A 25,256-nucleotide genomic window follows, 5' to 3' on the forward strand; every position below is an offset into this window, starting at 1 on the left:
TTCAGAGGCAGGCGTCGAGGAGTTGTTCGAACGCAGGCCCGCCCCGGATCGGATCGGCGGCAGGCAGGCCGAGGCGGGCGGCGGTCTCGGCGATGAACGCGTCGGCTTCCTCGTCCGTCATGCCGCCGGTGTTGAGGCTGATCCCGGCGCAGCGGATGGCGGGGTTGGTCAGCTTGCCCACCATGACCGTCTGCTCGATCACCGCTTCGATCGAGGGGACCGGATAATGCGCATGGCCCAGGATCGCGGTGCGGCCCGGCTGGTGGCAGACGACGAAGAGGTCCGGCTGGCTGCCGTGAAGCAGCGCCAGCGACACCGGCGCATAGGCGGGGTGGAACAGCGAGCCCTGGCCCTCGATCACGTCGAGATGATCGGGCGCCGCGTCGGGGCTGAGCAGTTCGGCGGCCCCGGCGGCGAAGTCGGCGACGACCGCGTCGATGGCGATGCCGGAACCGGCGATCATGATGCCGGTCTGGCCGCTGGCCCGGAAGGTCGCGTCGATACCGCGCGCGGCAAGGCCTCTCGCGATGGCGAGCGCGGTATACTTCTTGCCGAGCGCGCAGTCGGTGCCGACGGTCAGCAGCCGGCGACCGGAGCGCTTGTGCCCGCTGGCGATGGGCAGGCCAGGAGGCGGCACGCGCAGGTCGATCAGGCTGCGGCCAAGCCGCGTGGCGGTGTCCCGCAGCACCGGAATGTCGGCAAGGCGCGCGTGCATGCCCGCCACGATGTCGAGCCCCGCTTCGAGCGCTTCGACCAGCGCGGGTAGCCACGAGGGCGGGATGACGCCGCCCTGGTTGGCGACGCCGATGACCAGTGCCTTGGCTCCGCGCGCGGCGGCCTCGGCAGGGGTGAGGCGCGGCAGCCCGGTGGAAACCTGCGCGGCGGGCAGGGCATGTTCGCCGATGCAGCGATCGCCCGCCCAGTCCCGCAGGCCGAATGCGGTCTTGGCGAAGCCCGCCTCGACCGTGTCGCCGAGAAACAGCAGGTACGGCGCGGGCAGCGCATGGCCTCCCGCGCGCGGCCCCGTCGTATCCACTTCAGCCGCGAGTGACATGGCTCAGAACCCCGCTCCGAGCGTGACGCCGAAGGTGCGCGGCCGGATCACGCCGACACCCGCCGCCCCGTTCGGGAGGCCGCCGCTGTAGTCCGCGCTGGTGAGGCCCTGCACATCGGCAAGGTTCTTGGCATAGAGTTCGACCGAGAAGCGCCCGAAATCGACACCTGCGCGAAGGTCGATCACTTCGTAGCTCGGTATCGTGATCTGGCGGTCGAAGGTGGCGAGGTAGGCCGGGTTGTAGTTGCCGCTCTGCTTGCCGAGCAGGCGGATCGAGCCGCCCACGAAGGCGGTGGCGTCGCTGCCCACGGACCATTCGTAGTCGCCGTTGAGCGCGACGGTCCACTTGGGCACGAAGGGCAGGGCTTCGCCCTTGCGTCCGCCAACCGTGATCGGATCGGTGTCGTCGGAGAGGTGCGCGTCGGTATAGGCGCCGTTGAGCGAGACGGTAAGGCCTGCATCCGGGCGCATCGTCGCGGTGAATTCCACGCCGTCGCTCTTGGCCGAGCCGCCATTGGTGTTGACGCCGTAGTCGTTGACGACGGCGTAGAGCTGCACGTCCTTCCAGTCGATGTGGAAGGCGGCGACGTCGATCGCGAAGCTGCGGTCGGCGGTCTCGGCCTTCACGCCGATCTCGTAGCTGATGAGCGAGTCCGAATCGTAAGTGGAGGGCGTTCCCGGAGGCGCACCGGGCGGCAGCAGGTTGGGGCCGCCGGGCCGGAAGCCCTTGGCGGCGCGGGCGTAGATCGCGGTATGCTCATTGAGCTTGAACTTGGGCGCGACCGACCAGGTGAACACGTTCTCCGAGGATTTCGCCTCGAGTGCCTCAGGCGCCAGCAGGCCGGTGCCGCCCTGCGACGCGCTCTGCGAGTTGTGGCTGTAGCGGCCGCCGAAGGTCAGGTCGAACTGCTCGCCGAAGTGAAGCGTGCCGTTGGCGAAGCCCGCGAATTCCTCGTACTTCGAGCGCAGGAAGATGTCGGCGAGCAGCGGGAAGCCGGCGATCGGCGTCGTGGTGCCGTGGTCGTAGGCCTCCAGCACCTGCAGGATCGCGCCCTTCTCGTGCGTGTAGTAGCCGCCGACCATCCAGTCGAACATGCTCTCGCCGTTGGAAGAGAGGCGCAGTTCCTGCGTCACGCGCTCGACGTTGGTGTCCTGCGGCAGGCCGATGTCGCCGAACGCGGTGCCGGTCTCGGGATCGTAGAGGCCCAGCAGCGAGCCGTAGAGCACGGTGTTGTCGTCGCGCAGGTGCTGCTTGAGCGTGCTGTAGCTGGTCGACGAGAGCAGCTGCGCAAAGCCCAGGTCGGCGCTGATCGTGCCGTTGTACAGGCGGTAGGCGATGTTCGTGTACTCGGGGACGAACTGCGACTGGCTGAGGGTGCCGTAGAGCGGCTTCAGCGTCTGCGGGTCCGCGTCGACCAGGGTGGAGGCATCGGTGTTCAGGTTCTGGAGCACCGCCGTCAGCCGGACCGAGAACGCCTCGCTCGGCTTGAACTGCGCGGAGATGCGGCCGCCGTAACTCTTGCTGTCGTTGATGTTCTTCTGGACGTCCGAGCCGCCCGTGCCGATCGAATCGATGAAGCCGCCGTAGCTGCGGTAGAAGCCCGAGGCGCGGACGGCCAGGCTGTCCGACAGCGGCACGTTGACCAGCGCGGAGCCCATGTAGGATTCCTTGCCGCCCTTGGCCGTCTCGGCGCTGCCGCGCGCGCGCATCTCGAAACCGTCGGTGCTCGGCTCGTTGGTGACGAACTTGATCACGCCGCCCAGCGAGCTGGCGCCGTAGAGCGTGCCCTGAGGCCCGCGCAGAACCTCCAGGCGGGCGACGTCGAAAGTGTCCAGCTCGCCCGAGAGGATGCCCGAGTTGACGAGGCCGCTGGACGATCCGAACGGCGTCTCGTCGATATAGGTGGCGACCGTGGCGGAGACGCCGCCGGTGTTGATGCCGCGCAGCACCACGCGCGCTTCGCCCGGGTTGCTCTGCGAGACCTGCAGGCCGGGGATCAGCTTCAGGTAGTCCTGGAAGGTGATCGCCTGGTTGCGCTCCAGCGTGTCGCCGCTGACGACCGAGACCGACTGGGGAACGTCGAGCAGCGCCTGTTCGCGCTTCTGCGCCGTGACCACGATCTCCTCGGCGGGACGGGCGCCCTCGGGAGCATCGTCGTCCGCGCGGGCGTTGGTGGCGGCGAGCAGCGCAGCCATGCTGGCCGAGATCGACAAGGCGAGCCGGAATGTTCTCATTGGTGTGTCCCCCCTATGGAACTGTACGATCCTGACCACCCGGACGGCGCTGGATCGATCTTAATGTGAAAATTATTGTCTCAATCAGAAAAATGTCAATCGGATTCGCGCGCGGCGTGTCCGATCGTGCCTGCGTAGATGTCGATCAGCCGCAGTAGCAGCGCTGCGGTACCGGCGATCGCGGCGAGCAGCAGGAAGTAGGCGGAGTGCGTCATGCCGCTCCACAAGGTGCCGACGAGCCCGGCGAATAGGCTCCCGGCGAACGTCGCCAGATACCAGGCCGCGACGGTGGTGGCGCCCAGGCCCTCCGGCGCGAGGCGCGCGAAGAGGCCGAGGCCGGTGGGCAGGATGAACAGTTCGCCGAAGGTCAGGATCGCGAAGAACAGCGCCAGCCACAGCCAATGCGTGGGCGTGCCCGCCGCTTCCAGCGCCGCCAGCAGCAGGTAGGCCCCGGCGACCACCAGCGCGCCGAGCGCCATCTTGCGCGCGGGTCGCTCGATCCGTCCCGCCTCGGCGCGGCGGCGCCACCAGGCGAGCAGCGGCGGCGTCATCAGCATGACCAGCAGCGGGTTGAGCGACTGGAACCATGTCATCGGGATGGTGGCCGCCCCGGCGCGCCGGTCCACCCCCGCGTCCGCCCAAAGCGCGACGGTATTGCCTACCTGCTCGTAGGCGCCGCGAAACACCGTGACCGCCAGCGCCACGGCGACGAGCAGCAGCAGGGTATTGCGCGGGAAGCGGGCGCGCGGGGCGGCATGGCGCTCCACCGGCGGATGGCGCGCCTGATCGGGCAGGTGGCGCTGTCCCCACAGGTAGATCGCGAGGCCCGCGACCATGCCGATGCCCGCCGCGCCGAAACCCCAGTGCCAGCCGTAGACCTCGCCCAGCGTCCCGCAGATCAGCGGCGCTAGGAAGCCGCCGATGTTCACGCCGACGTAATAGACATTGTAGGCCCAGCCCACGCGCGGGTCGCCGGGTTCGTAGAGGTCGTCGATCTGGCTCGGCAGGCTCGGCAGGAACAGTCCGTTGCCCACCGCGATCGTGGCGAGCGCTACGTAGAACAGCGGCTCGAACGTCATCATGAAGTGACCGAGCGCCATGATCGAGCCGCCGATGACGATGGCCCGCCGCTTGCCGAGGAAGCGGTCGGCGATCACCCCGCCCAGGATCGGCGTGAAGTAGGCGCAGGCGGTGTAGGTGCCGTAGACCAGCGAGGCGTGGCCCTGTCCGAGCATGAGCTGCCGGGTCATGTAGTAGACCAGCAGCGCGCGCATTCCGTAGTAGGAGAACTGCTCCCACATGTTGGTGAGGAACAGGACCGTCAGACCCTTGGGCTGTCCGAACCAGGTGCCCCTGTCAGCCCTCATGCCGCGCCCGATCCCCAGACTTCAGGGCCCGAGAACAGCGTCCCGTCGGCGTAGACCACGGACGGCGCACGGTCCTGCGCCAGGAATGTCGGCCCGTCGAGGTCGACGAGATCGGCGATCTGTCCCAGCACGAAGCCCGGCGCGGTGGCGAGGCTGGTGCCGACCATGGTGCCGACCATCACGCCCAGCCCCAGGTCGCGCGCGGCGGCGGCCATCAGCAGTCCCTCGGTCAGCCCGCCGCACTTGTCGAGCTTGATGTTGACGACGTCGAAACGCCCTACCGCGCCGGGCACGTCCGCCAGCGAGACGAGGCTTTCGTCCCCTGCGATCGGCACCGCCGAGCGGAAGCCTTCCAGCTCCGCCTCGGCCCCGCGCGGCAGCGGCTGTTCGAGCAAGGCGACGCGGTGCTCGGCCAGCGCCGCCGCGAGGGCCTCGAGATCGGCGCGCGCGAAGCCCTGGTTGCCGTCGACGCCCAGCCAGACATCGGGCCGGGCGGCGCGGATCGCGGCGACGCGGGCGAGGTCGAGGTCCAGTTCCCCGGTCAGCTTGACCTTGATCGAGCGGGCTCCGCCATAGCTGATCGCCTTGGCCGCCATTACCTCCGGAGTGTCGGCCCCGATGGTGAAGGTGGTGACGATCGGCCGGGGCTCGGGCACTCCGGCGAGCGCCCAGACCGGCCTACCCGCGCGCGCTGCCTCCAGTTCCCACAGCGCTGCGTCCACTGCGTTGCGCGCGCCGCCGGGTGGCATGACCGCGCGCAGTTCTTCCCGGCTCACACCTGCCTCGATCGCGGGGCGCGCCGCCTCGATGGCGGCGCGCATGTTGGCGAGATCGTCGCCGAGGTAGTAGACGCCCGATGCCTCGCCGCGCCCCCGGTGGCCGCCGTGCTCGAGCGTTGCGACGAGTACGTCGGACGTCTCGAAGACGTAGCCGGAGATGCGGAACGGCTCGGCCAGTCGCAGCGTCTCGGTTTCGACCGTCAGGCGCATCAGTAGTTCACCGATAGCGCCAGAAGGTGGAAGGCCAGCGCCACGTAGAGCACCACGAGGGCCGAGAACAGCACCAGTGCGCTCCACAGCTTCGCGGGCCAGCGGCGGCCGTCGCGCCAGGTCAGCCAGGCGTTCCAGCCGGCGATGAGGACCGTGCCGAAGAACACCACGATGCCGGCCGCCTTCAGGCTCCACAGCATCCAGTCGTTGCCGCTGCTGAGCATGTCGAGGTCCGAGAACATCGCGATGACCAGCCCGGTCCAGCCGCCGATCGTCGCTAGTGTCAGCAGCGCCATCAGGCGCGTGGCGCGGTAGGCGGCGCGGGCGCGGCCCTCGACCTTGAGGGCTGCGGCGAAGCGCCAGCGGGTGAAGGCGGCGACCGGCCACGACAGGAAGGTCAGCAGCAGCACGGCAAGGCTGGCGTAGACGGCGGGCATGATCCACGCCGACGAGCGCGAGGCGGGAACGCGGTCGTACATGGTGAAGGGCGAGATCATGTCGAAGCTCCAGCGCACGACCTTGCCGTCCACCACCTGCGCGGCGAGGCGATCATGCCCGAAGCGGGCGCGCCAGACGAAGGGCGAGATTTCGTCCCACTTCTGCGGGGCGCCGCCCGGGCCATGGAGCGCGGGCACCAGCAGGCCGCCGTCCTCGTCCAGAGTCACTTCGGTCTGGCCGAACAGGTTGAGCACGTCGACGAAGTTCGAATGGCCGCGGCGGCTGGCGTCCCATAGGCCAGTCATCATCTTCGCGTGTTCGGCAGCGGTCTTCGCATCGACCCGGCCGTCGCGCGGGCCGGCGTTCGGGAAGTAGCGGTCGGCGAAGTCCTGGAACATCTGGCTGCGCACGAGATGGGCGCCGCCTTCCTTGCCGGCGCTGTTGAACGAGACGTAGAAGCCTACGCCCTCACGCATGAACAGGTGCAGCGAGGTGTGGAAGTTCTCGGTATCGCCCAGGTGCGCGATGACCTGGCGGCCGTTGATGTTGGTCTCGAAGAAGCCGAGTTCCATGCGGTTGAGCGGCGGGATCAGCGAGGCCGGGTTGACCTTGCCGAGCGGGCTGTCGTGCAACATCGCCGCCGTCTCGGGGCGCAGCACGCCCCGGCCGTTCTGGAGATGCGCGATCATGAACTTCGCCATGTCGAGCCCGGAGGCCGAGAGCGATCCGGCGGGGGCGGGGACGACCACCTCGAAGGCGTCGCCGGGCCGGGAGGCGCGCGGATAGCCGATCGCGGCGAGCGGGCGCAGGCCGGGCTGCAGCGGCTGGCGGAAGCTGGCGGTCTTCATGTCCAGCGGCTTGAAGATGCGCGCCTCGACATAGTCGTCGAACGGCATGCCCGACACGCGCTGGACCACGTAGCCGGCCAGCGTCGTCGCCCAGTTGGAATAGGCCGGGGTCGTGCCGGGATCGAAGATGCGCGTCGGCACCCAGCGCTTGAGGTAGACGTCGATCGGGATCGCGCCGTCCTGCCGGTAGGTGATGAGGTCCTTCATCGCCTCCTCGAACCCGGCGGTATGCGTCATGATCTGGCGCATCGTCACCGGCTTGCCATTGCGGGGTGGGATCTTGAAATCGAGGTAGGTGTTCACGTCGGCGTCGAGGTCGATCTTGCCGGCCTCGACCTGCTGCATCACCGCCGTCCATGTCACCAGCTTGGAGACCGAGCCGGGGCGGAACAGCGTCGTCGCGGGGTCCACCGGCTTGCGCCTCGCCATGTCGGCATAGCCGTAGCCGCGCGCGGCGATGACCTGGCCGTCCTTCACCACGGTCACCACGGCGCCTGCAAGGTCGTTGCTGTGCAGTGCGAAGGGCATGTAGCCGTCGAGCCAGCTATCGAGATCGGCGGCGGTCAGGTCACGGGCGCCGCTGGGCGCGCCGAGGGGCTTGGTCGGAGTCGCCACCGCGGGCGCCTGCTCTGCCGGCAACGGCGCGGTCGGCACCTGGGCCAGGGCCATGCCGCCGGCGGTGAGCAGCGCAGCTGCCGCTATGCCCTTGGACCGCCTCGAAAGTCGCCGCCAGAATGTTCCCGTGTTCCCCATTGCCCGTCCTTTCGCATCTCCCCTGTTGCACCCCGAGCAATGGGGCGATACTGTCGGGGAAAGGTGTTCTGATTAGGACGATGTTATCCTGATTGGAAAATTCGTCAATGGTGCTGAAAGGAATGCCGCGTGCCGACCTCGCCGCCGACTTTGGGAGCACTGCTGCGCGGCCTCCGCGCAAGGGAGGGCTGGACCCTCAAGGAGATGAGCCAGCGCAGCGGCATCCCCGTCTCCACGCTCTCCAAGATCGAGCATGACCGCCTGACGCTGACTTACGACAAGCTTCAGTCGCTCGGGCAGCGGCTGGGCCTGCGCATGGCCGAGCTGTTCGCCGAACCGGGCGAGGACACGGCCCAGCCCGTCACCGCGCGCCGCAGCCTCGGCGACCTCACGAGTTCGGTGCGGGTCGAGACGGCGAACTACGACTACTACTACCTGTGCACCGAACTGCGCCGGAAGCGGATGATCCCGGTGGTCACCAAGATCCGCGCGCGATCGGCCGAGCAGTTCGGCGAACTCGTGCGCCACTCGGGCGAAGAGTTTATCTACGTCCTGAGCGGTAGCATCGTGGTCGAGACCGAATTCTACGATCCGGTCACTCTGGAAGCCGGGCAGTCGCTCTACATCGATTCCAGCATGGGCCACGCCTACCTCGCCGCCGAAGGCTGCGAGGAGGCGGAAGTGCTCGGCGTCATGTCCAGCGCCGACGATACGCTGATGGAAGCGATGCTGCACATCCACGAGGAGCAGCGCCTGAACGCGGCGCCCGCCAACGAGGACACCCCGCCAGCCCCGCGCCGCCGCGCGAAAGGAGCCCGATGATCCGCCTGCCCGCTCTCGTCCTGCTTTCCGCCATCGTCGTCGCCACTCCCGCCATCGCCGCTGCACCGTCCCCCGACTACGCCGCGCGCGTCGCCAGGGTGCTGCGCGCCACGCCGCTGATCGACGGCCACAACGACTGGCCCGAAACCCTGCGCGAGAACGAGGGCGACAAGCGCTGGACGCTCGACCTAACCGACCTGTCCGCCACGCCCGGGCGCTACAACACCGACATCAATCGGCTGCGCAAGGGCATGGTCGGCGGGCAGTTCTGGTCGGTCTGGGTCTCACCCGAACTGCCGGGTGACGAGCAGGTGATCCAGACGCTCGAGCAGATCGACCTCGTGCGCTCGATCGTCGGGCGCTATCCGCACGCCTTCGTGCTTGCCCGTACCGCCGCCGACGTGCGGCGCGCCCATGCCTCGGGGCGCATCGCCTCGATGATCGGGGTCGAGGGCGGCGGACAGATCGACGGCAGTCTCTCGGTCCTGCGCACCTATGCGGCGCTGGGCGCGGGCTACCTGACGCTCACCCATTCGCGCACGATCGACTGGGCCGATTCCGCCACCGACGATCCCAAGCACGGCGGCCTCACCGAATTCGGCAAGCAGGTGGTGCGCGAACTCAATCGGCTGGGGATGCTGGTCGACCTTGCCCACGTGAGCGAAAGCGTGATGCGCGATGCGATCGCGGTGTCAAGCGCGCCGGTGATCTTCTCGCACTCGAGCGCGCGGGCGGTGAACGACCATCCGCGCAACGTATCCGACGACGTGCTGCGGCTGCTCAAGGCGAACGGCGGCGTGGTCATGGTGAACTATGCGACGCCCTATGTCTCGGACGCCTATCGACGCTGGGCGGCGGACTCGTCGGCGGAGAAGACGCGGCTGAATGCGCCCCCGTTCGGCGGGCTCGACATTGGCCAACCGGAGAAGGCCGCCGCAGATTATGCCGAATGGCTGAAGGCACACCCGGCGCCGCGCGTCACCCTCAGTGAGGTCGCCGACCACATCGAGCACATTGCCAAGGTTGCCGGCGTCGATCACGTCGGCATCGGCTCGGATTTCGACGGCGTGGGAGGCCAGCTGCCGGAGGGCCTTGCGGACGTGTCGACCTACCCCGCGCTGCTCGTCGAACTGATGCGCCGCGGCTGGAGCGACGCCGACGTGGCGAAGCTGGCGGGCGGCAATCTCCTGCGCGTCATGGAAGCGGCCGAGAAAGCCAGCAAGACGTCATGAGGCAGGCGGGATTGGACTTAACCGGTTCATGACTGCGCGTCGTTGTGCGGATCGGCGGAAGCGGGCCAGTCACCTCCCTCGAGAGGGTTGATATCGTCGAATTCGGAGCGGGAGATGGCCAGCGTCAGCAAGTCGCAGCCGAATGCGATCGTTCGCGCCGGCACGGCGCGGAGTTGCTCATCCAGGCCGGCCGCGGAGCTGCTAGCCACAACCACGTAGCTCACTTCGCCGGAGCGACATTCGATCAGCGCTTCGACCGCCTTGCCCAAGCGCGTGCCGTCGCCGAGAGCGACCGGCATCCCGGCGACGCCGGTGGCCGTGAACAGGGTCGGCGCCCGTGATTTCCGGCTTGCCTCCTGGGCGGATCGCCCCCCGTCTTCGTATGTGCGTTGTCGGCCCAGCCAGCGCCAGATGCCGACGACATTCACCAGCGTGAGAAATGCGTTCGAGGCGATGAGGTTGGTCTGTCCCGAAGTCAGTCCGACGAGCGTCCAGGCTATCGAGCCTACCGTGAAGATTACGAAGCCCCAGCCCGTCACGCGCGCCCCAAGGTTGGCCGCCGTCATCATCGCGGCGAGCATCGTCGCGATCGGCGCGATCCATCCGGGTATATCGGTCAGGGCCTAGTCCTTGTTTTCTGCGAAGCCAGCGGGCGGTATCCCCGCATAGGCCGGATCAACGAATATGGTTTTTGGAAAGCCGGGACTGCGCCACCAGCCCACTTTGACGCACCCCAGATGCAGCTACCCCCGCCGAAGCGGGGGTAGGCAGGATTACTTCTGGCCGGTGCCGGGCTCGGTCGTCTTCGGCGGCTTGCCGTCCTCGATGCGGCCCTCGTTGCGCAGGTCGCGGCCTTCCTGGGCCTTCTTCTGGCTTTCTGGCGACTTGCCGTGTTCGTTCAGTTCTTCCTTGACGAACCCGGCTGCTTCCTTGGCTTCACCCTTGATGCTCATGATCGTCTCCTGATGACGTCTGCCACTGCAGATCGTGACACCGGTACAGTGCGCGAAACGGGGTTTAGGTTCCGCCCCGGATGCAATTCGGAAATAAACGTCGGCGCGCATCCGTGCTTTCGGGAACGAGTTGCAGTCCAGCAACCTTTCTCCTCACAAAGGAGGACTTCCATGACAGAATCCTACACCGACGCGATTGCCCTGCTCAAGGCCGACCACCGCAAGGTCGAAGACCTGTTCGAAAAGTTCGAGGCTGCTTCCGCAAGCTCGAAGAAGAAATCCATTGCGCATGAAATCTGCACCGAGTTGAAAATCCATACGCTCATCGAGGAGGAGATCTTCTATCCCGCCTTCCGCGGCAGGATCGAGGACGACATGCTCGACGAAGCCTATGTCGAGCACGACGGGGCAAAGGTGCTGATCAACGACATCGAGGCCGGCTCGCCGGAAGACGATTTCTTCGATGCCAAGGTCAAGGTGCTCTCCGAAGAGATCAAGCATCACGTCCATGAGGAGGAGATGCAGTCGCAAGGCATGTTCGCGCAGTGCCGCAAAGTCGACGTCGATCTCGTCGCGCTGCGGGACCGGATGCTTGCGCGCAAGGAGGAACTGATGGCCCAGGCAAAGGCGTCGGGCCTGCCCAACGCAAAGCCCACCGCGGTCAACCTTATCGCCGTCTGAGGAGGATGAAATGCCAGGAAGCGATCCCGAAAATCCACGCGGCCCGCTCGGCGACGCGCGGCCCGATGCAACGAATCCCCACGTCCAGGACGAAAGCGGGCAAAAGCCCGAGAAGCTGGAGGATCGGCCGATGGTCGGTTCGGTGAAGCCAGAGGACTATCCGGAAGACGAGCGCGCCAAAGGCGCCTGAGCATGGCTCCCCGGGGCACGGCGTGTCCCGGGGAATTTCCGGATAGATTTGCTGCCCGATGATTTCGGTCACACAGCTCCTATCTAAAAGGCAGGAAGGAACTCACCATGGCGAACGGCTGGGCGCCTGACAGCGCCGTACAGGACCAGATCGAGGATAGCCTCAAGGATGCGGTCATCGCCGCGCGCTCCCGCATGCCGAAGGGAGAGGGCCTGGCCGACTGCGAGGAATGCGGCGAAACCATCCCCGAAGCCCGCCGCCGCGCCCTCCCCGGTGCGCGTACATGCGTCGCTTGCCAGTCGCTGCGCGACAAGCACATAGCCCACTCCGCCATCAACCGGCGCGGCAGCAAGGACAGCCAGCTGCGTTGATTGCGGCGCTCCTCCAGCCACCAGCAGGTTTCCCGTGAATGCCGCCCCCGACCTCTTCGGCGGCCTGCCCCATGACCCGCGTCGATCCCTGCCCGGCCTCGGCAGCCGGGAGGACGTGATTTCGCTCGGGCAGGAAGCCGAACTCATCGCCCGGATCGACGCGTGCGAGCTCACCCCTTTTCAGTTCCAGGGCTGGCTGGGGAAGCGTCTCACGTGCTCGTTCGGGTGGAGCTACGATTTCGACCTTGGCCAGTTCGAGCAAGTCGCAGCGCTGCCGGATTGGCTGCTGCCGATCCGCGATATCGCCGCGCAGGCCGCCGGATTGACGGCAAGCTGCCTCGAACAGGCGCTGCTGATCCGGTACGACCCAGGCGCGGGTATCGGCTGGCACAAGGATCGCCCGGTGTTCGAACACGTGGTAGGGCTGTCGCTCGGCCATGCGGCGACGCTGCGCTTTCGCCGTCGCCGCGAAGGCGGGTTCGACCGCTTTTCGCACGAGGCGCAGCCTCGGTCGATCTATCACATGGCCGCAGAGGCCAGGCATCAATGGGAGCACAGCATAGTGGAAATGACGGTTCCTCGTTGGTCGATCACGTTCCGCAGCCTGGCCGGGACGCCGCCGTGCGCATCCTGATCGCCGCCGTCCTCGGCGCCGCCCTGTTGCCCACCGTGGCCGTTGCCGAGGAGAGGGAATATTGCCCCGACCGCCCCGGTATCGCCACGCCGGCCTGCACGGTCCCGCAAGGCACATTTTCGGTGGAGGTGGGTGCGGGCGACTGGACGCTGGACCGCAACTCGGAAGAGCGGGAGGACATCTTCAACACCGCCGAACTGCTCGTCCGCTATGGCGTGGCGGAGCACGCCGAGGTTCAGCTCGGCTGGGCCGGCTTCGGCTGGTCGCGCACGCGCGACCGCGCAACGGGCGAAGTCGATCGGCGGCACGGGTCCGGGGACATCGCGCTGGCCCTGCGGCGCAACCTGATGAGCCCGGACGGCTCCGGCCTGTCGATCGCGGTCATGCCCTATGTGTCGCTACCCGTGGGCCGGCAGCCGATCGGCGAGGGCGACTGGGGCGCCGGACTGCGCGTGCCGCTGTCCTACGAGCTTTCCGACAAGTGGAGCCTCGTCACGACCACGCAGGTCGATGCCGCAGTCGACGAGGATGGCAACGGCCGCCACCTCGCTTTCAGCGAAGCGGTGGGAGCGTCGGTGAAAATCGGGGAGTCGGTGACGGCGACGGCCGAATACCAGATCACTGCCGACCACGATCCCCAGGGCCATGGCGTCGCGCACCTGTCCGGGCTGTCTGTGGGCTGGCAACTGGCCGATAATCTGCAGGTCGACGGCGGGGCAAACCTCGGGCTGGACCGCGATGCCCCTGACGCGGAAGTCTATTTCGGCATATCCCGGCGGTTCTGACCGTCCCCCGGCGGGGGACGGTCAACGGAATGCGCCGCGGCCCTAGTCGCGGCCGGTCAGGGCGTTGATGGCCTGCTTGATCTTGGAGATGCCGAAGCGCGCGGCCTGGCCGGGGTCGATGTGGGGCATCGTGGGGATCTCGTCCGGGTCGACCACCGCGTGAAGTATGGCCGGGCCGGGCTCCGCCAGCCACGCATCGACCGCAGCGGATAACTCGCCGGGCTTGCCGGCCTTGTAGCCCTTCGCGCCGCAGGCCCGGGCGAAGGCGGCAAAGTCAAGGTTGGGGAACGTCGAGCCGGGCGAGGGCGGCACGCCCGCTCCCTCCATCTCGAGATGGACGAGGCCCCAGCCGCTGTTGTCGTAGACGACGACCTTAACCGCGAGCTTGTGCTCCACCGCGGTCATGAACTCGCCCAGCAGCATGGTGAAGCCGCCGTCGCCGGCATGAAGAATTACCTGCCGTGAGCGGTCGAGCGCCTGTACGCCGTTGGCAATGCCCATCCCGGTGCCGACGGCCGCGTTGTTGCACGAGCCGGTGATCTGCTGGCGCCCGCTCTGGCGCAGCCAGTTGGCGGCCCACAGCGTGACTTCGCCGGTGTCGGTGACCCAGACTGCGTCGTCGGCAGCCTTGTCGCTGATCGTGCGGGCGACGGCCTGCGGGTGGAGGATATCGATGGAACGGCCGAGCGCGGCCTTCTCGTCGAGCATGGTGTCCCAGGCGGCGCGGTCCTTGTTCACCGCGTCGAGGAAGCTGGCGTCGCCGCGCTGGGGCAGGGCATCGAGCAGCATCTGCAGCGCCGGGCGGACCGAGCCGACGATGCCCAGTTCCACCGGCGTGCGGCGCCCCAGAGCGAAGGCCCGCTCATCGACCTGCACCACGCGGGTCTTGCCGGGCAGGAATTCCGAATAGGGATAGTCCGTCCCCAGCATGAGCATGAGGTCGGCCTTGGCCAGCGCATCGACGCCGGGTCGGCCACCGATAAGTCCGATGCCGCCGATCCAGCGCGGATCGTGGTAGGGCATGATGTCCTTGCCGCGATAGGTGTGGACCAGCGGTGCCTTCAGGCGGTCAGACAGCGCAGCGAGTTCGGCGGCGGCGCCTTGGCAGCCGAAGCCGCAGAGGACGGCGACGGTTTCCGCCTCCTCGATCATCTGTGCCAGCGCGGCGATGTCCTCGGGCGTCGGGGCGACGGGTGGGCGCGGGCGCAACGTGGCGATGCTTGGGACGGGGCCGCTCACCTTCGCCGAAAACACGTCCGGCGAGATCGAAATATGTGCGACGCCGCGCTCGCCGTAAGCCTGCGCGATGGCCTGATGGATCACAGCCGCCGCCTGGTCGGGCGAGGCGATGATCTCGCTGTAGACGCTGACGTCGTTGAACAGGGCAACGGGATCGTCCTCCTGCAGGTAGTCGATGCCGCGCTTGGCCGACGCGACGCCGCCGGAAATCGCGAGCACCGGAGCGTGGTCCTTGCGCGCTTCGTAGAGCCCGGCGACGAGGTGGTTGGCGCCCGGCCCGGTGGTCCCGCAGCAGACGCCGAGGCGGCCGGTGATCTTCGCCTGGCCTGCGGCGGCCAGCGCCGCGCCTTCTTCATGTCGCACGCCGATCCATCGCACCTTGTCCTGGCGCCGGATCGCATCGGTGAAGGGGTTGAGCGCATCCCCGACGACACCGAACACCTGGTGGGCGCCGAGTTGATCGAGCGTAGCGACGAGAAGTTCGGCGACAGTGAGGGACATGGCTTGGTCTCCTGCGGGGCAAAAGGGAAATTGGTGCAGCGAAGGAGCTGCCCTCCAACGTCACGGAGCCTGATCCAGCGCGGAAAGCGCGGCGATATGGGCCAGGTGGGTCAGGCCCTGAGGCAGGTTGCCGAGGAACGATCCCGAGCGGGGATCGACCATCTCAGGGTAGATGCCGACGCCTCGGTCGAGAGCGGCGGTAAGCTCGTCCAGCCGGTTTTGAGCGCCGCTTCGGTCGCCCATCAGCGCGCGGGCTTCCGCCATCCAGAACGAGCAGGCGAGGAAACAACCTTCCTCCTCGTCGGCGCCCGAGTAGCGGTAGTGCAGCGGGCCAGCGCCCAGTTCCCGGTCGATGGCATCGAGCGTCTTTTCCAACCGTTCAGCCCTGTCGAAGCCGAAGCGCACCGCAAGCGCGAGCGAGGCGTCGAGGCGGTCGCTGCCGGGGTGCATGACGAATGCCTGCTTCTCGTCGGACCAGCAGTTCGCTTCGATCCACGCGGCGATGCGGTCACGTTCCCGAAACCAGCGTTCGCGGCAGGTCGTGGGCAACTGGCCGCCGTCGGCGAGTTCCACCGCGCGGGCCAGCGCCTGCCAGCAACTGATCTTCGACATGGTGTAGTGTTCCTGCTGCTCCAGTTCCCAGATGCCCGCGTCCGGCGTGCGCCAGGCGTCGGCGCACTGGTCGGCAAGATGCGACAGCAGTTCAGCGCTCGCACTGTCGAGGATGTTGCCGCCCTTTACGAAGCAGGAGGCGGTTTCGAAGATGTCGCCGTATACCCCGTGCTGCACCTGGTCGGTTGCGGCGTTTCCGGTGACCACGGGCCGTGATCCGCGATAGCCGGGCATGTCCCAGCCTCGCACCTCGGGCACCGTCTCGCCGCCCAAAGTATAGCAGACCCGGAAGCCGCCCTCGCGAAGCTGTTCGAGCAGCCAGGTGAACGCCGCCTTCGCCTCGGCAACGGCCCCGGCGGTGAGAAAAGCCTTTATGGTGTAGCCCGCATCGCGCACCCAGGCGTAGCGGTAGTCGTAGTTCTTCGCCCCGCCGATGCGCTCGGGCAGGGAGGTCGTGGCGGCGGCTGCGATGGCGCCGGACGGCGAGTACAGCAGCAGCTTGAGGGCGAGGGCGGAGCGAATGAACTCCGATCGCGCCGCGCCCCGGTACGTGACGCCCCGCGCCCAGGTCCGCCACTCGTCGTCGGAGGTGTCGATACGGGCGTCGATCTCGTCGATCGAGGGAGCCACCAGCGGCTCGTCCCGGCCGGCGACGATCGCCGCGACCTGCCGCTCCCCGGCGGACACAGTGACGTGCCCGGTCACGCCTTCGTCGGCCCAGGTGCCGTGGACGCCGTCGGTGTGCAGGAACAGCCCGAGCACGCGCTCGACGTGGAACACGGTGTGCTCGCCGATGGTCGAGTGGTACGGATTGACAGTGTCTCCGCGGCGCCCCGGCTTCATCGTCAACTCGAAGCGCACGGTGCCTTCGAGGCCCTCGACCCGGCGCGCGAGTTCCGCCCAGGGCAGTCGTCCGGCGTGGCCGCTGTTCGCGGAATCGACGATGCGGGCGCGGCCGCCGGTAGTGGTGAATGTGGTCTCCAGCACGTTGCTGTCGGGCCGATAGACGCGTTCCACGGTAAACGGGACATCGGGCGTCAGCGCAAAGCAGCCGCCCTGGCCGGCATCGAGAAGGCGGTCGAACAGCGGGGGCGAATCCATGTTCGGCACGCACCACCAGTCGATCGAACCATCCGCGCCGGAAAGGGCGACTGAACGCCCTTCGCCCATCGCGCCGTAGTCTTCCAGCGCAAGATGACCGTCGATGCGCTCACCGGCGCGGGGTCGTTTCCGTGTGGGCCCGCTCAAAGGGAATGAGCCCGACCGGGCGCGGGCCTGCATGATGACGTGATCACATTCTTCTCCGACCGGCGTGGATGGGCGGCGACAGCGAGAAGCGGGCGGCCACATGCAGCGAGGAAGCGGGGGCCAGGGAAGGCGGCCGGCGCTCCGGTGCTTTCCCCTAGTTAAACAATATCTCGCCAAAAGGTTCACGCCCGCGCCGAATTGTTCGTCGCCGTGGGCTGATGGTGCCGGAGAATGATCGCGCCGGTGGAACCTTCGACGCCGCACTCCGGTTACCTCGAGCAAAACCCACACATTGAAAATCATGGAGATTGCGAATGAGCATCGCTTCGGCACTTGGCCTGGGCGGCAGGAAGGTGCGTTACGGCATCGTCGGCCTGGGCGACATATCGCAGGAAGCGCTTATGCCCGGCGTAAAGCACACCGGCAATTCGCAGATCACGGCGTTGGTCTCGAGCGACCGCGAGAAGCTGGGCGCGCTTGGTGAACGCTACGGCGTCGAGCATCGCTACGACTATGACGATTTCCCGAAGCTCATCGCCTCTGGCGAAATCGACGCCATCTACCTAGGCACGCCGAATTGGAGGCATGCGGAGTTCGCGATCCCCGCGCTGGAGGCGGGGATTCACGTCCTTTGCGAAAAGCCGCTGGAAGTCACGTCCGCCAAGTGCCGCGAGATGATCGCGGCGGCCGAGCGCGGCGGTGCGCTGCTGATGACCGCCTACCGCCTGCACTTCGAGCCCGCCAATCTCGACGCGATCCGCCGTATTCGCGCCGGCGAACTGGGCGACCTTGTCGCCTTCACCTCCTGCTTCGGGCAAATGCTCGACCCTGCCAATCACCGCGCGCTGCACGGGATCGAGGCGGGACCGCTCTTCGACATGGCGCCTTATCCGATCAACGCCATCCGCTTCCTGTTCGGTGCCGAGCCGCTGGAGGTCGTTTCCGCTCTGGGCATCCGCCATCCCGAAGCGGCACTTGGCGACCTTGACGATACCTTCGCCGTGACATTGCGCATGCCGGGAAACCGGCTCGCGCAGTTCACCGTGAGTTACGTCACCAACTCCGTAGACAGCCTCGTCATCGCGGGCACGAAGGGCTCGATCCACATGAGCCCGGCCTACGGCTACGGTCCGGGTCTCGAGCAGAACCGGACGATCGGCGAGAAGCAGGAGCATGAGACGTTCAAGGCGACCGACCAGTTCGGCGGCGAACTCCAGTACTTCTCGAAGTGCATCCTAGAAGGGCGCACCGTCGAACCGGACGGCGAGGAGGGGCTGGCGGACCTGCTGGTGATCGAGGCGATCGTCGAGGCGCTGCGCTTCGGCGGGCCGGTCAAGGTCGAGAGCCTCGCGCGCACCCGCCGCATCGATCCGGACGAGCAGGAGCAGCGCCTGCGTCCGGTCGACATTCCCGAGCCTGTGAACACGTCGGCCCCCGCGCGCTGATTCGCACGACAGTCCGCGTCGGATTGCGCCGTCAAAGGCGATATGAAAGGCTGGCGGCGCAGCGCGGTGGTCGCGACATGCGCGAAAGACGGATTTGAGACGAGGGCCCCGGACGCAGATGCCGCGTCCGGGGCTACGGCTTATGGCCCGACGTCGGAGCCCGAAGTCTTCAGGCGGTAGCCCTGAGCCGACGCAAACCCAAGAGCGGTGGCGACGCGGTCGTCCCAGCCGTAGGGATCGGAGCGGATGACGGGCTCGCCGTCCTCGCCGAGCACGACTGTCTGGTAAAGCAGTCGGACCGGAATCTCGCGCGGCAGCTTGACGAAGGTCTCCTTGCCGGTCGCCCGGGCGCGGTGCCATTCGTCCAGTACGCCTTCGTCCTTCGCCAGCATCTCGGCAAAGCCCAGTGCGTCCTCGACCCGCACGCAGCCGTGGCTGCGCTGGCGCTGGACTTCCTGGAACAGCTGCTTGGCGGGGGTGTCGTGCAGGTAGATCTGGTGTTCGTTCTGCATGTCGAACTTGACCAGGCCCAGCGAGTTCTTCGGGCCGGGCTGCTGGACGACCCAGCCGTCCTTCCACGCCATGTTGTTGCGGCGCAGATAGGCACTGCCCTTGCCCGCGATCTCCTTGTTCTGGATCGAGCGCGGCACCGTCCACGTCGGGTTGGCCACGAGCCGGTAGATCGGCGATCCGAGCTGCGGCGTCTCGTTCTCGGGCTTGCCGACGACGACCTTGCGGCTGTCGGCGACCTTGCCGTCGCGCCAGTAGAGCAGCCTTCCCGCCGCGACGTTGACGTCGATGCGCGTGGCTGCCGGATCGCGATCCAGCCAGCGCATGCGCTCCATCGCCACCGCCATCTCCCGCGCCCGGTCAGTGTCGGAGAGGTTGAGTATTTCCAGCGCATCGGCGCCGATGACGCCGTCCGGCTTGATCCCGTAGTCGGCCTGCATGCGCTGCACCGCCCGCACCATCGCCGGGTTGTAGCTGTTGCCTTGCGCGGCGGACCGGTCGAGGTAATCGGAGGCGACCAGCTGGCGCGCGATGGCGGGAATGCGCGCATCGGTAGCGCCGGGCTTCAGCGGCTCGGCCTTGGCGGGGATGGCGGAAGAGGGCGCTCCGCCCTGCTTGCGTAGCGCCAGATAGGCCTTGGACAGCGCGCGATAGCCATCGTCCTGCGGGGACAGCCCGTCGAGCCACTCCCCCACTTTCCCATCCGCCATCGCCGCACCAAGCCCATTAAGCAGGTTTGGATTGGGCCGCGCGACGGTATAGACATCGTACAACTTCGCTGGATCGGACGATCCGCGAGCCAGCGCCGAGGCATAGCGCAAGGCGCTCTGCGTCAGGGCGCGATCGCCTTCGGGATTGCCGGGCTGGCCGTCGACGGCGAACTGCACGCGGTCCAGGCCATGCGCGGCGCGCCGGTCGATGGCTTCACGCAAATGGCGCACCGCCCCATCGTTCCAGTGGATCTGGTCGATTGTGAACACCGCCTCGGTGCGCGCGGAATTGTCAGGCTTCGAATGGCATCCGGACACTGCGACCGTCAGGGCCAGCAACGAGCAAGCGATCACACTTCTATGCACACGGATCTCCTAGTAAGACCCGTATGATAACCTACGGATAACCCGCATGTTTCACGCCGCTTCAAGTGCGGGCGGCAAACACCATCCGGCCCTCGCCGAGGAAGCTGAACACGTCGCTCAGCTTGTTCTCGCCCACGGCGAAGCAGCCCTGGCTGCGACCGAGCTTGCCATGCGCGGCGATCATGTCGTCGTTCGCGTACCAGGCGCTGTGGATGACGATGGCGCGATCGAGCGCGTTGTTGTTCGTGGGATCGAGACCCATCAGACGCTGAGACCGGCCATGCTTGCCGGTGTAGTAGTCACCCGTCAGGAAGGCGCCTTCGCTGGAGGCGTTGGAGCCGAAGGCGTTCGAGAATCGCTCGAGGAAGCCGGTGTGTCCCGGGTCGGAGCCCGAGCCGTGCGCCACCAGCAACCGCGATGCCTTGCCATTCACCACGTCAAGGAAGTGCAGCCGGGGATCGGACGAGGGCGCGGTGAAGTCGACGATCGCCATCCGGTCCCTCGCCTTGACCGTCCCCGAGTGCTGTTCGAGCGCGGCGAGAGCCCTGCCCAGGAGCGCCGGGTCGACCGAAAAGCGCGCGGCGTCCAGCGCGGTCTGCGGCATGCCGGGGTCTGTGCGCGGCGCGGCCGGCACCGCCGTGGGACGAGCAGGATGCGACGATCCGAGGAACGGCTTGGTTGCCGGACGGGCAAGCGCAGCAAGAGCAACACCGGCGCCTGATATCATGACGGCGCGCCGGCTGTGTTGGGAGGAGAATGGAAGCATGACCACGATAATGGGCTCATGCGCTTGAAATTGAAGAGGTTTTTGGCGCTTTTGTTCGTGTACTTTTACACTTTAGCGATGAACTGAGCATGGTTTACGGCCAACGGTTTAAATCCGCCGGCTGTGCCGGGAACGAATTTGTCATCAGCTCAAGTTCGCAAGTCATTTGGTAGCTGACCGCCAGTGCCACGGCTGGACATACGAACGGATGGGTATCGCGGGACCATGCTGACGAGCACAAGGTGCAGCGTTATCAACGGCCTTACAAATTTCAACTTTTTCGAACGGCATGCCTCATTTTATCCGGCTTTCTGGAATGCCGGATGTAGGCAAAAACCGTTCCACCGGGGCGACGCGCCCTTCGCCAACTTGATACCCGACGGCCTTCCTCGGCCGGATTACGATCCTCTCGTCCAGGAGTTCATCGCATGAAACGCCTCACTTTCGTCCTCGCCGCTGCACTCGCCGCCGGCTCCGTCACCGCGCCCGGCTTCGCGGCTCCGGCAGTGGCGTCGGACTATTCCGTCGGCCCGCAGTACGATACCACCCACGTCTACGTGCCGCAGGACCAATTCGACACGTTCGTCGCCAGCTTCGTCGCGACCTTCGGCGGCAAGACCAGCAAGCAGGGCGAGTTCCAGGTCACGCCGACCAAGAGCCTGACCAAGTCGCAGCTGGTGCTGACGCCTGTCGGCACCGTCTCGGTGTTCGGCTTCAAGACGCCGATCCCCTACCCGTTCGGCGATGAGCGCACCGGCTACCTCGTGAGCGACATGGACGCGGCGGTCGCTTCGGCGGTGAAGCATGGCGCGGTGCGGCGGCTGACGACTTTCCCCGACCCGATCGGGCGCGATTCCGTGGTGCAGTGGCCCGGCGGCGTGAACATGCAGCTCTACTGGCACACCGCCAAGCCGGACTACGCACCGCTCGCCAAGGTGCCGGAAAATCGCGTCTATCTCACCCCTGACGCAGCAGGCGCCTTCCTCAAGAGCTGGACCGGCTTCGCCCGTGCCAAGGTCGTCGCCGACGACAAGGCGGCGCGGGGCGACGAGATCGGACAGCCCGGCAAGACCATCCGCCGCGTCTCGCTTTCCAGCGGCTACGGCAGCATGGTGGTCTTCGTTTCCGACGGGCAGCTGCCCTGGCCCTATGGCCGCGACATGACCGGCTACGGCGTCGATGACCTTGCGGCGACGCTCGCCAAGGCTTCGGCGGCGGGCGTGGAAACATTGGTCGCGCCGGTTTCGGTGGGCGCGCGCCAGACTGCCATCGTGCGCTTCCCCGGCGGCTACGTCGCCGAAATCCATCAGGCCCAGTGACCATGCGCGCTGATCAATCCTCCGCAACCCCCGCGTTCGTTGCGGGGGTCCTGGACTTCCCTCCGACGGTGTTCGCCGCCCGGCTCCTGCTGGTGAGCGCCTATCTCGTCGGCGCTTTCGCCAAGCTGTCCGACTGGCCGGGCGCGGTGGCGGAGCAGGCGCATTTCGGCCTTGCGCCGTCTGCGCTGTGGGCGGGCTTGACCATCGCGGTCGAACTCGTCGGACCGGCGTTGATCCTCTCCGGGAGGCTGGTCTGGCTGGGTGCCGGGATGCTAGGCGTGTTCACGTTCCTCGCCGCGATCCTCGCCAACGCGTTCTGGGCCATGCCCGCAGGCCCCGAGCGTTTCGGCGCCACCAATGCCTTCTTCGAGCACATGGGCCTCGTCGGTGCGTTCGTGCTGGTGGCCGTCCTGGCACGCCGGAGCGGGCGGCGTGCGTAGGATTGCCGCGCTTGCCCTGCTCCTGACGGCTACCGCGCCGGGCATTGCCCAAGCGGCACCAAAGGAGGCATGGCAGGCACCTACGCTGACGATCACCCGCTACGACGAGGACTGGTCGGACCTTGCCGACGCGGAGAAGCGGGACCACCACTGGACCGGCCCGTTCAAGTACGTCCCCCTCGGCGGCGACGCCTGGGTCTCGACCGGGATCGAACTGCGCGCCCGGACCGAAAGCTACGAGAACAACCTCTGGGGCAGCGCCGATGCGCCCGACGACGCCTACCTCTGGCTCCGCGCCATGCCTTATGTCGATCTCCACGTCGGAAAGATGCGCGCCTTCGTCCAGCCCATCGTCGCGACCTCGCTCGGCGTGGCGCCCTCTGCCAGCCCGATCGACGAGACTGGCGCCGACCTGCTCCAGGGCTTCGTCGAAGCCGAGCTTGGCCCGGTGACCCTGCGTGGCGGGCGGCAGATGCTCTCGCTCGGCACCGAGCGGCTGGTGGGCACGCGCTACGGGCCCAACGTGCCGCTGGCCTTCGACGGGGTTCGTGCCGATGTGGCTGTGAGAGGCGCGAAGGTCAGCCTGCTGGCGGCTCGCCCGGTCCAGCCCAGCACCGGCAGCTTCGACGACCGCACCTCATCCTCCAAGGCGTTGTGGGGTGTGTATGCGACCACGCCCGGCCTCGATCTCTATTATCTCGGCTACAGCAACGAGCGAGCGGAGTGGGGCGCGAGCAGCGGCAAGGAAACACGGCACAGCCTCGGCGCGCGGTGGCATGGCAATCGCGACGACTGGCACTGGAACGTCGAGGGCGTCTACCAGTTCGGCCACTTCGCGGGCCAGACGATCTCCGCCTGGACGCTGGGCACGGAGCTGGGCCGCTCCTTCCCCGACGTGCCGCTCCAGCCCGACCTGACCGTGCGCTTCAACGTCGTCAGCGGTGACGGTGACCCCTCCGACAACCACCTCCGCACGTTCAACGCGCTGTTTCCCAAGGGCAAGTACTTCGGCGAACTGTCGCCGGTGGGGCCCTACAACCTCGTCAACCTGCACCCTGCGCTGGGCCTGCAACTCACCCCGACCGTTTCCGCTGGCCTCGCCGCCGCCGCGTTCTGGCGCTATTCGCGAGGTGACGGCGTCTACGACATTCCCGGCAACCTCGTCCGCGCGGCTGGTGACAGCCGGGCCCGGTTCATTGGCTCGGAGGTCGAGGCCACACTCGCCTGGCAGGCCACCGCTGAACTCGAACTCTCCGCCTCGCTCTCCGCGTTCCGGCCGGGCGCCTTCATCCGCGAGACCGGCTCGGCGGAGACGATCCACATGCTCGGCCTCGAAAGCAATTTCCGGTTCTGAGCCGCCGCTTCAGAGGCGGCTGCGCATGCGGAGGAAGTACGAGCGGCCGGAGAACTGGCGGCGATGGCCTGCGCATTGCGGGACCGGCTCGGGTTCCCCATGGATGCGCCGGCCGAGATGTCATGGTCCGGCAGCGTGTTCGCCCAGGGGCCGCTAGTGCGAGGCGGGTTCCTCGCGGCGCTGTCCGACCGGGCGTTCATTTCGTGGAACCGCGTTTCGAGCCGGGCCACGATGCGGCGCTATATGCCCGCAAGCTGGCGCGCGACTGATCAGCCTCCCACGAGTTCGCGCGGCTCCCAGCCGCCGCCCAAGGCCCGGAACGAGGCGATCGTCGCCTGCGCCGCGCCGACCTGCGCCCGGATGCGGGCATCGCGGGTGGAGAGCAGGCGGCTGTCGGCGTCGAGCACTTCGATCAGACTGACCACGCCGCCGTTGTAGGCCGCGAACGAGGCTTCGCGCGCGCGCGCCAGCGAGGTTTCGCCGCCCGCCAGTATCTCCTGTTGCCGCCCGCGATTGGCGACTGCCGAGAAGGCGTCCTCCACGTCCTGCGTGGCGCGCAGGATCGACAGGCGATAGGCGGCCAGCGCCTCCGCGTTGCCGCCCTTTGCGGCCGAAACCTCCGCGTCGATGCGGCCGAAGTCGAACAGCCGCCAGCGCAGCCCTGCCGCGCCCTGCGCCTGGAGCGCATTGCCGGTGAACAGGCCCGAAGTCACCGTCGTCGCTGTGCCGAGCAGGCCGGACAGCGAGAGTTTGGGGTAATACTCGGCCAGCGCGGCGCCGATCCGGGCGTTGCTGGCGGCCAGCCGGCGCTCGGCGACGATCACGTCGGGACGCCGCCGCAGCAGGTCCGCGGGGGTGACGCCGTCGTCGAGCGCAGGACCGGCCGGGATCGGTTTTACCGCCGCCATCTCCGCGCGGCAGGTGCCGGGCACCGTGCCGAGCAGCACGTCGAGCGCGTTCATCGCCTGGTCCAGCGCGTTCGAAAGCTCGGGCAGGGTCGCCTCGACCTGCGAGAGCGCGCCTTCGGCCTGCCGCACCTGAAGTTCGGCGGCGACGCCCTTGCTGTACTGGAGGCGCACGGTGTCGAGCAGGCGGCGCTGCGTGTCGACCTGTCCCTGCGCCACCGCCAGCCGCGCCTGCAGGCCGCGGATCGTGACGTATGTGTTCGCCGTTTCCGCCGCGACGATAAGGCGGGCGGCATACGTCGCGGCAAGCGCACCTTGGTAATCCGCGAGGGCCGCCTCGCGCTGTCGGCGAAGGCCGCCGAACAGGTCGATCTCCCAGCTCGCACCAAGATTGGCTTCGTAGAGTTCGCCGTCGCGGTCGTAGCGCGGCTGGGCGCCAGCGATCCGGCCCAGCGGCGTCTCGTTCGACTGGCGGGCGGCGCCTGCCTG

General features: G+C 67.4%; 23 protein-coding genes. 11 read left to right on the forward strand and 12 right to left on the reverse strand.

Features of this window, described 5'->3' with window-relative positions:
* Window position 1: 1 nt before the first annotated feature.
* The 5 genes from PMI02_RS11105 to PMI02_RS11125 form a co-directional block, all read right to left on the reverse strand.
* On the reverse strand, window positions 2-1,054 hold the full coding sequence (locus PMI02_RS11105; protein WP_007682582.1) for a DUF1611 domain-containing protein: 1,053 nt from the start codon (window positions 1,052-1,054) through the stop codon (window positions 2-4).
* Window positions 1,055-1,057: 3 nt separating this feature from the next.
* Window positions 1,058-3,289 (reverse strand): TonB-dependent receptor, encoded by a 2,232-nt coding sequence (locus tag PMI02_RS11110; protein ID WP_007682584.1) that lies wholly within the window; start codon window positions 3,287-3,289, stop codon window positions 1,058-1,060.
* Window positions 3,290-3,384: 95 nt separating this feature from the next.
* Window positions 3,385-4,656, reverse strand: a complete 1,272-nt coding sequence (locus PMI02_RS11115) for a peptide MFS transporter (protein ID WP_007682586.1) — start codon at window positions 4,654-4,656, stop codon at window positions 3,385-3,387.
* Window positions 4,653-5,645 carry a dipeptide epimerase gene (locus PMI02_RS11120; RefSeq protein WP_007682588.1) on the reverse strand — a complete coding sequence of 331 codons (993 nt, stop codon included), beginning with the start codon at window positions 5,643-5,645 and terminating at the stop codon, window positions 4,653-4,655. Before PMI02_RS11120 ends, PMI02_RS11115 begins: the two co-directional genes overlap by 4 nt.
* Window positions 5,645-7,684 (reverse strand): serine hydrolase, encoded by a 2,040-nt coding sequence (locus PMI02_RS11125; RefSeq protein ID WP_007682590.1) that lies wholly within the window; start codon window positions 7,682-7,684, stop codon window positions 5,645-5,647. Before PMI02_RS11125 ends, PMI02_RS11120 begins: the two co-directional genes overlap by 1 nt.
* 129 nt (window positions 7,685-7,813) lie before the next feature.
* On the opposite strand from PMI02_RS11125, the gene PMI02_RS11130 reads away from it, so the two are divergent.
* Window positions 7,814-8,506, forward strand: a complete 693-nt coding sequence (locus tag PMI02_RS11130; protein ID WP_007682592.1) for a helix-turn-helix domain-containing protein — start codon at window positions 7,814-7,816, stop codon at window positions 8,504-8,506.
* Entirely contained in the window at window positions 8,503-9,738 is a 1,236-nt protein-coding gene (locus PMI02_RS11135) for a dipeptidase (protein WP_007682594.1), read from the forward strand. Before PMI02_RS11130 ends, PMI02_RS11135 begins: the two co-directional genes overlap by 4 nt.
* A 26-nt stretch (window positions 9,739-9,764) precedes the next feature.
* Here the strand turns inward: PMI02_RS11135 and PMI02_RS11140 are convergent, their stop codons facing one another.
* Window positions 9,765-10,319 (reverse strand): hypothetical protein, encoded by a 555-nt coding sequence (locus tag PMI02_RS11140; protein WP_007682596.1) that lies wholly within the window; start codon window positions 10,317-10,319, stop codon window positions 9,765-9,767.
* Between the two features lie 192 nt (window positions 10,320-10,511).
* Window positions 10,512-10,691 carry a hypothetical protein gene (locus tag PMI02_RS11145; protein ID WP_007682598.1) on the reverse strand — a complete coding sequence of 60 codons (180 nt, stop codon included), beginning with the start codon at window positions 10,689-10,691 and terminating at the stop codon, window positions 10,512-10,514.
* Between the two features lie 171 nt (window positions 10,692-10,862).
* Between PMI02_RS11145 and PMI02_RS11150 the strand changes: the two genes are divergently transcribed.
* The 5 genes from PMI02_RS11150 to PMI02_RS11170 all read left to right on the forward strand — a co-directional run bounded on the left by PMI02_RS11150 (window position 10,863) and on the right by PMI02_RS11170 (window position 13,352).
* Window positions 10,863-11,372, forward strand: coding sequence for a hemerythrin domain-containing protein (locus tag PMI02_RS11150; RefSeq protein ID WP_007682600.1), 510 nt, complete (start codon window positions 10,863-10,865; stop codon window positions 11,370-11,372).
* A 10-nt stretch (window positions 11,373-11,382) separates the two neighbouring features.
* Window positions 11,383-11,562 carry a hypothetical protein gene (locus PMI02_RS11155; protein ID WP_007682603.1) on the forward strand — a complete coding sequence of 60 codons (180 nt, stop codon included), beginning with the start codon at window positions 11,383-11,385 and terminating at the stop codon, window positions 11,560-11,562.
* Window positions 11,563-11,669: 107 nt separating this feature from the next.
* Window positions 11,670-11,933 (forward strand): DksA/TraR family C4-type zinc finger protein, encoded by a 264-nt coding sequence (locus PMI02_RS11160; RefSeq protein WP_007682604.1) that lies wholly within the window; start codon window positions 11,670-11,672, stop codon window positions 11,931-11,933.
* Between the two features lie 34 nt (window positions 11,934-11,967).
* Window positions 11,968-12,567, forward strand: coding sequence for an alpha-ketoglutarate-dependent dioxygenase AlkB (locus PMI02_RS11165; RefSeq protein ID WP_007682607.1), 600 nt, complete (start codon window positions 11,968-11,970; stop codon window positions 12,565-12,567).
* On the forward strand, window positions 12,555-13,352 hold the full coding sequence (locus tag PMI02_RS11170) for a transporter (protein WP_007682609.1): 798 nt from the start codon (window positions 12,555-12,557) through the stop codon (window positions 13,350-13,352). The genes PMI02_RS11165 and PMI02_RS11170 overlap by 13 nt, the downstream gene beginning before the upstream one ends.
* Window positions 13,353-13,394: 42 nt before the next feature.
* Here the strand turns inward: PMI02_RS11170 and PMI02_RS11175 are convergent, their stop codons facing one another.
* The gene (locus tag PMI02_RS11175; RefSeq protein WP_007682611.1) at window positions 13,395-15,092 is read right to left on the reverse strand and encodes a thiamine pyrophosphate-binding protein; all 1,698 of its coding nucleotides are present in this window, start codon (window positions 15,090-15,092) and stop codon (window positions 13,395-13,397) included.
* Between the two features lie 60 nt (window positions 15,093-15,152).
* Entirely contained in the window at window positions 15,153-16,985 is a 1,833-nt protein-coding gene (locus tag PMI02_RS11180; RefSeq protein ID WP_007682613.1) for a glycoside hydrolase family 15 protein, read from the reverse strand.
* Window positions 16,986-17,266: 281 nt separating this feature from the next.
* On the opposite strand from PMI02_RS11180, the gene PMI02_RS11185 reads away from it, so the two are divergent.
* Window positions 17,267-18,397 carry a Gfo/Idh/MocA family protein gene (locus tag PMI02_RS11185; RefSeq protein ID WP_007682614.1) on the forward strand — a complete coding sequence of 377 codons (1,131 nt, stop codon included), beginning with the start codon at window positions 17,267-17,269 and terminating at the stop codon, window positions 18,395-18,397.
* Window positions 18,398-18,537: 140 nt separating this feature from the next.
* Here the strand turns inward: PMI02_RS11185 and PMI02_RS11190 are convergent, their stop codons facing one another.
* Both PMI02_RS11190 and PMI02_RS11195 read right to left on the reverse strand, forming a co-directional pair.
* Entirely contained in the window at window positions 18,538-19,983 is a 1,446-nt protein-coding gene (locus PMI02_RS11190; RefSeq protein ID WP_007682616.1) for a L,D-transpeptidase family protein, read from the reverse strand.
* A 61-nt stretch (window positions 19,984-20,044) separates the two neighbouring features.
* A complete protein-coding gene (locus PMI02_RS11195) occupies window positions 20,045-20,710 on the reverse strand; it encodes a murein L,D-transpeptidase catalytic domain family protein (RefSeq protein ID WP_007682618.1) in 666 nt (221 codons plus the stop codon).
* A gap of 467 nt (window positions 20,711-21,177) precedes the next feature.
* On the opposite strand from PMI02_RS11195, the gene PMI02_RS11200 reads away from it, so the two are divergent.
* The 3 genes from PMI02_RS11200 to PMI02_RS11210 are packed head-to-tail and all read left to right on the forward strand — an operon-like array spanning window position 21,178 to window position 23,862.
* Window positions 21,178-22,068 carry a hypothetical protein gene (locus PMI02_RS11200; RefSeq protein WP_007682620.1) on the forward strand — a complete coding sequence of 297 codons (891 nt, stop codon included), beginning with the start codon at window positions 21,178-21,180 and terminating at the stop codon, window positions 22,066-22,068.
* Window positions 22,069-22,070: 2 nt separating this feature from the next.
* On the forward strand, window positions 22,071-22,508 hold the full coding sequence (locus PMI02_RS11205; protein WP_007682622.1) for a DoxX family protein: 438 nt from the start codon (window positions 22,071-22,073) through the stop codon (window positions 22,506-22,508).
* Complete coding sequence (locus PMI02_RS11210; protein WP_007682623.1) at window positions 22,501-23,862, forward strand: alginate export family protein; 1,362 nt, start codon at window positions 22,501-22,503, stop codon at window positions 23,860-23,862. The genes PMI02_RS11205 and PMI02_RS11210 overlap by 8 nt, the downstream gene beginning before the upstream one ends.
* 269 nt (window positions 23,863-24,131) lie before the next feature.
* Here PMI02_RS11210 and PMI02_RS11215 read toward each other — a convergent pair.
* On the reverse strand, window positions 24,132-25,256 hold a 1,125-nt coding region (locus PMI02_RS11215), incomplete at its 5' end, for an efflux transporter outer membrane subunit (RefSeq protein ID WP_007682624.1).

It is taken from the genome of Novosphingobium sp. AP12 (genome assembly GCF_000281975.1).
Classification (GTDB): domain Bacteria; phylum Pseudomonadota; class Alphaproteobacteria; order Sphingomonadales; family Sphingomonadaceae; genus Novosphingobium.

Excerpts from the sequence above, each read along its gene's own strand:
- PMI02_RS11105 (WP_007682582.1), bottom strand. The coding sequence starts at position 1,054 with ATGTCACTCGCGGCTGAAGTGGATACGACGGGGCCGCGCGCGGGAGGC.
- PMI02_RS11110 (WP_007682584.1), bottom strand. The coding sequence starts at position 3,289 with ATGAGAACATTCCGGCTCGCCTTGTCGATCTCGGCCAGCATGGCTGCG.
- PMI02_RS11115 (WP_007682586.1), bottom strand. The coding sequence starts at position 4,656 with ATGAGGGCTGACAGGGGCACCTGGTTCGGACAGCCCAAGGGTCTGACG.
- PMI02_RS11120 (WP_007682588.1), bottom strand. The coding sequence starts at position 5,645 with ATGCGCCTGACGGTCGAAACCGAGACGCTGCGACTGGCCGAGCCGTTC.
- PMI02_RS11125 (WP_007682590.1), bottom strand. The coding sequence starts at position 7,684 with ATGGGGAACACGGGAACATTCTGGCGGCGACTTTCGAGGCGGTCCAAG.
- PMI02_RS11135 (WP_007682594.1), top strand. The coding sequence starts at position 8,503 with ATGATCCGCCTGCCCGCTCTCGTCCTGCTTTCCGCCATCGTCGTCGCC.
- PMI02_RS11140 (WP_007682596.1), bottom strand. The coding sequence starts at position 10,319 with ATGCTCGCCGCGATGATGACGGCGGCCAACCTTGGGGCGCGCGTGACG.
- PMI02_RS11145 (WP_007682598.1), bottom strand. The coding sequence starts at position 10,691 with ATGAGCATCAAGGGTGAAGCCAAGGAAGCAGCCGGGTTCGTCAAGGAA.
- PMI02_RS11150 (WP_007682600.1), top strand. The coding sequence starts at position 10,863 with ATGACAGAATCCTACACCGACGCGATTGCCCTGCTCAAGGCCGACCAC.
- PMI02_RS11155 (WP_007682603.1), top strand. The coding sequence starts at position 11,383 with ATGCCAGGAAGCGATCCCGAAAATCCACGCGGCCCGCTCGGCGACGCG.
- PMI02_RS11160 (WP_007682604.1), top strand. The coding sequence starts at position 11,670 with ATGGCGAACGGCTGGGCGCCTGACAGCGCCGTACAGGACCAGATCGAG.
- PMI02_RS11175 (WP_007682611.1), bottom strand. The coding sequence starts at position 15,092 with ATGTCCCTCACTGTCGCCGAACTTCTCGTCGCTACGCTCGATCAACTC.
- PMI02_RS11180 (WP_007682613.1), bottom strand. The coding sequence starts at position 16,985 with ATGCAGGCCCGCGCCCGGTCGGGCTCATTCCCTTTGAGCGGGCCCACA.
- PMI02_RS11185 (WP_007682614.1), top strand. The coding sequence starts at position 17,267 with ATGAGCATCGCTTCGGCACTTGGCCTGGGCGGCAGGAAGGTGCGTTAC.
- PMI02_RS11195 (WP_007682618.1), bottom strand. The coding sequence starts at position 20,710 with ATGATATCAGGCGCCGGTGTTGCTCTTGCTGCGCTTGCCCGTCCGGCA.
- PMI02_RS11200 (WP_007682620.1), top strand. The coding sequence starts at position 21,178 with ATGAAACGCCTCACTTTCGTCCTCGCCGCTGCACTCGCCGCCGGCTCC.
- PMI02_RS11205 (WP_007682622.1), top strand. The coding sequence starts at position 22,071 with ATGCGCGCTGATCAATCCTCCGCAACCCCCGCGTTCGTTGCGGGGGTC.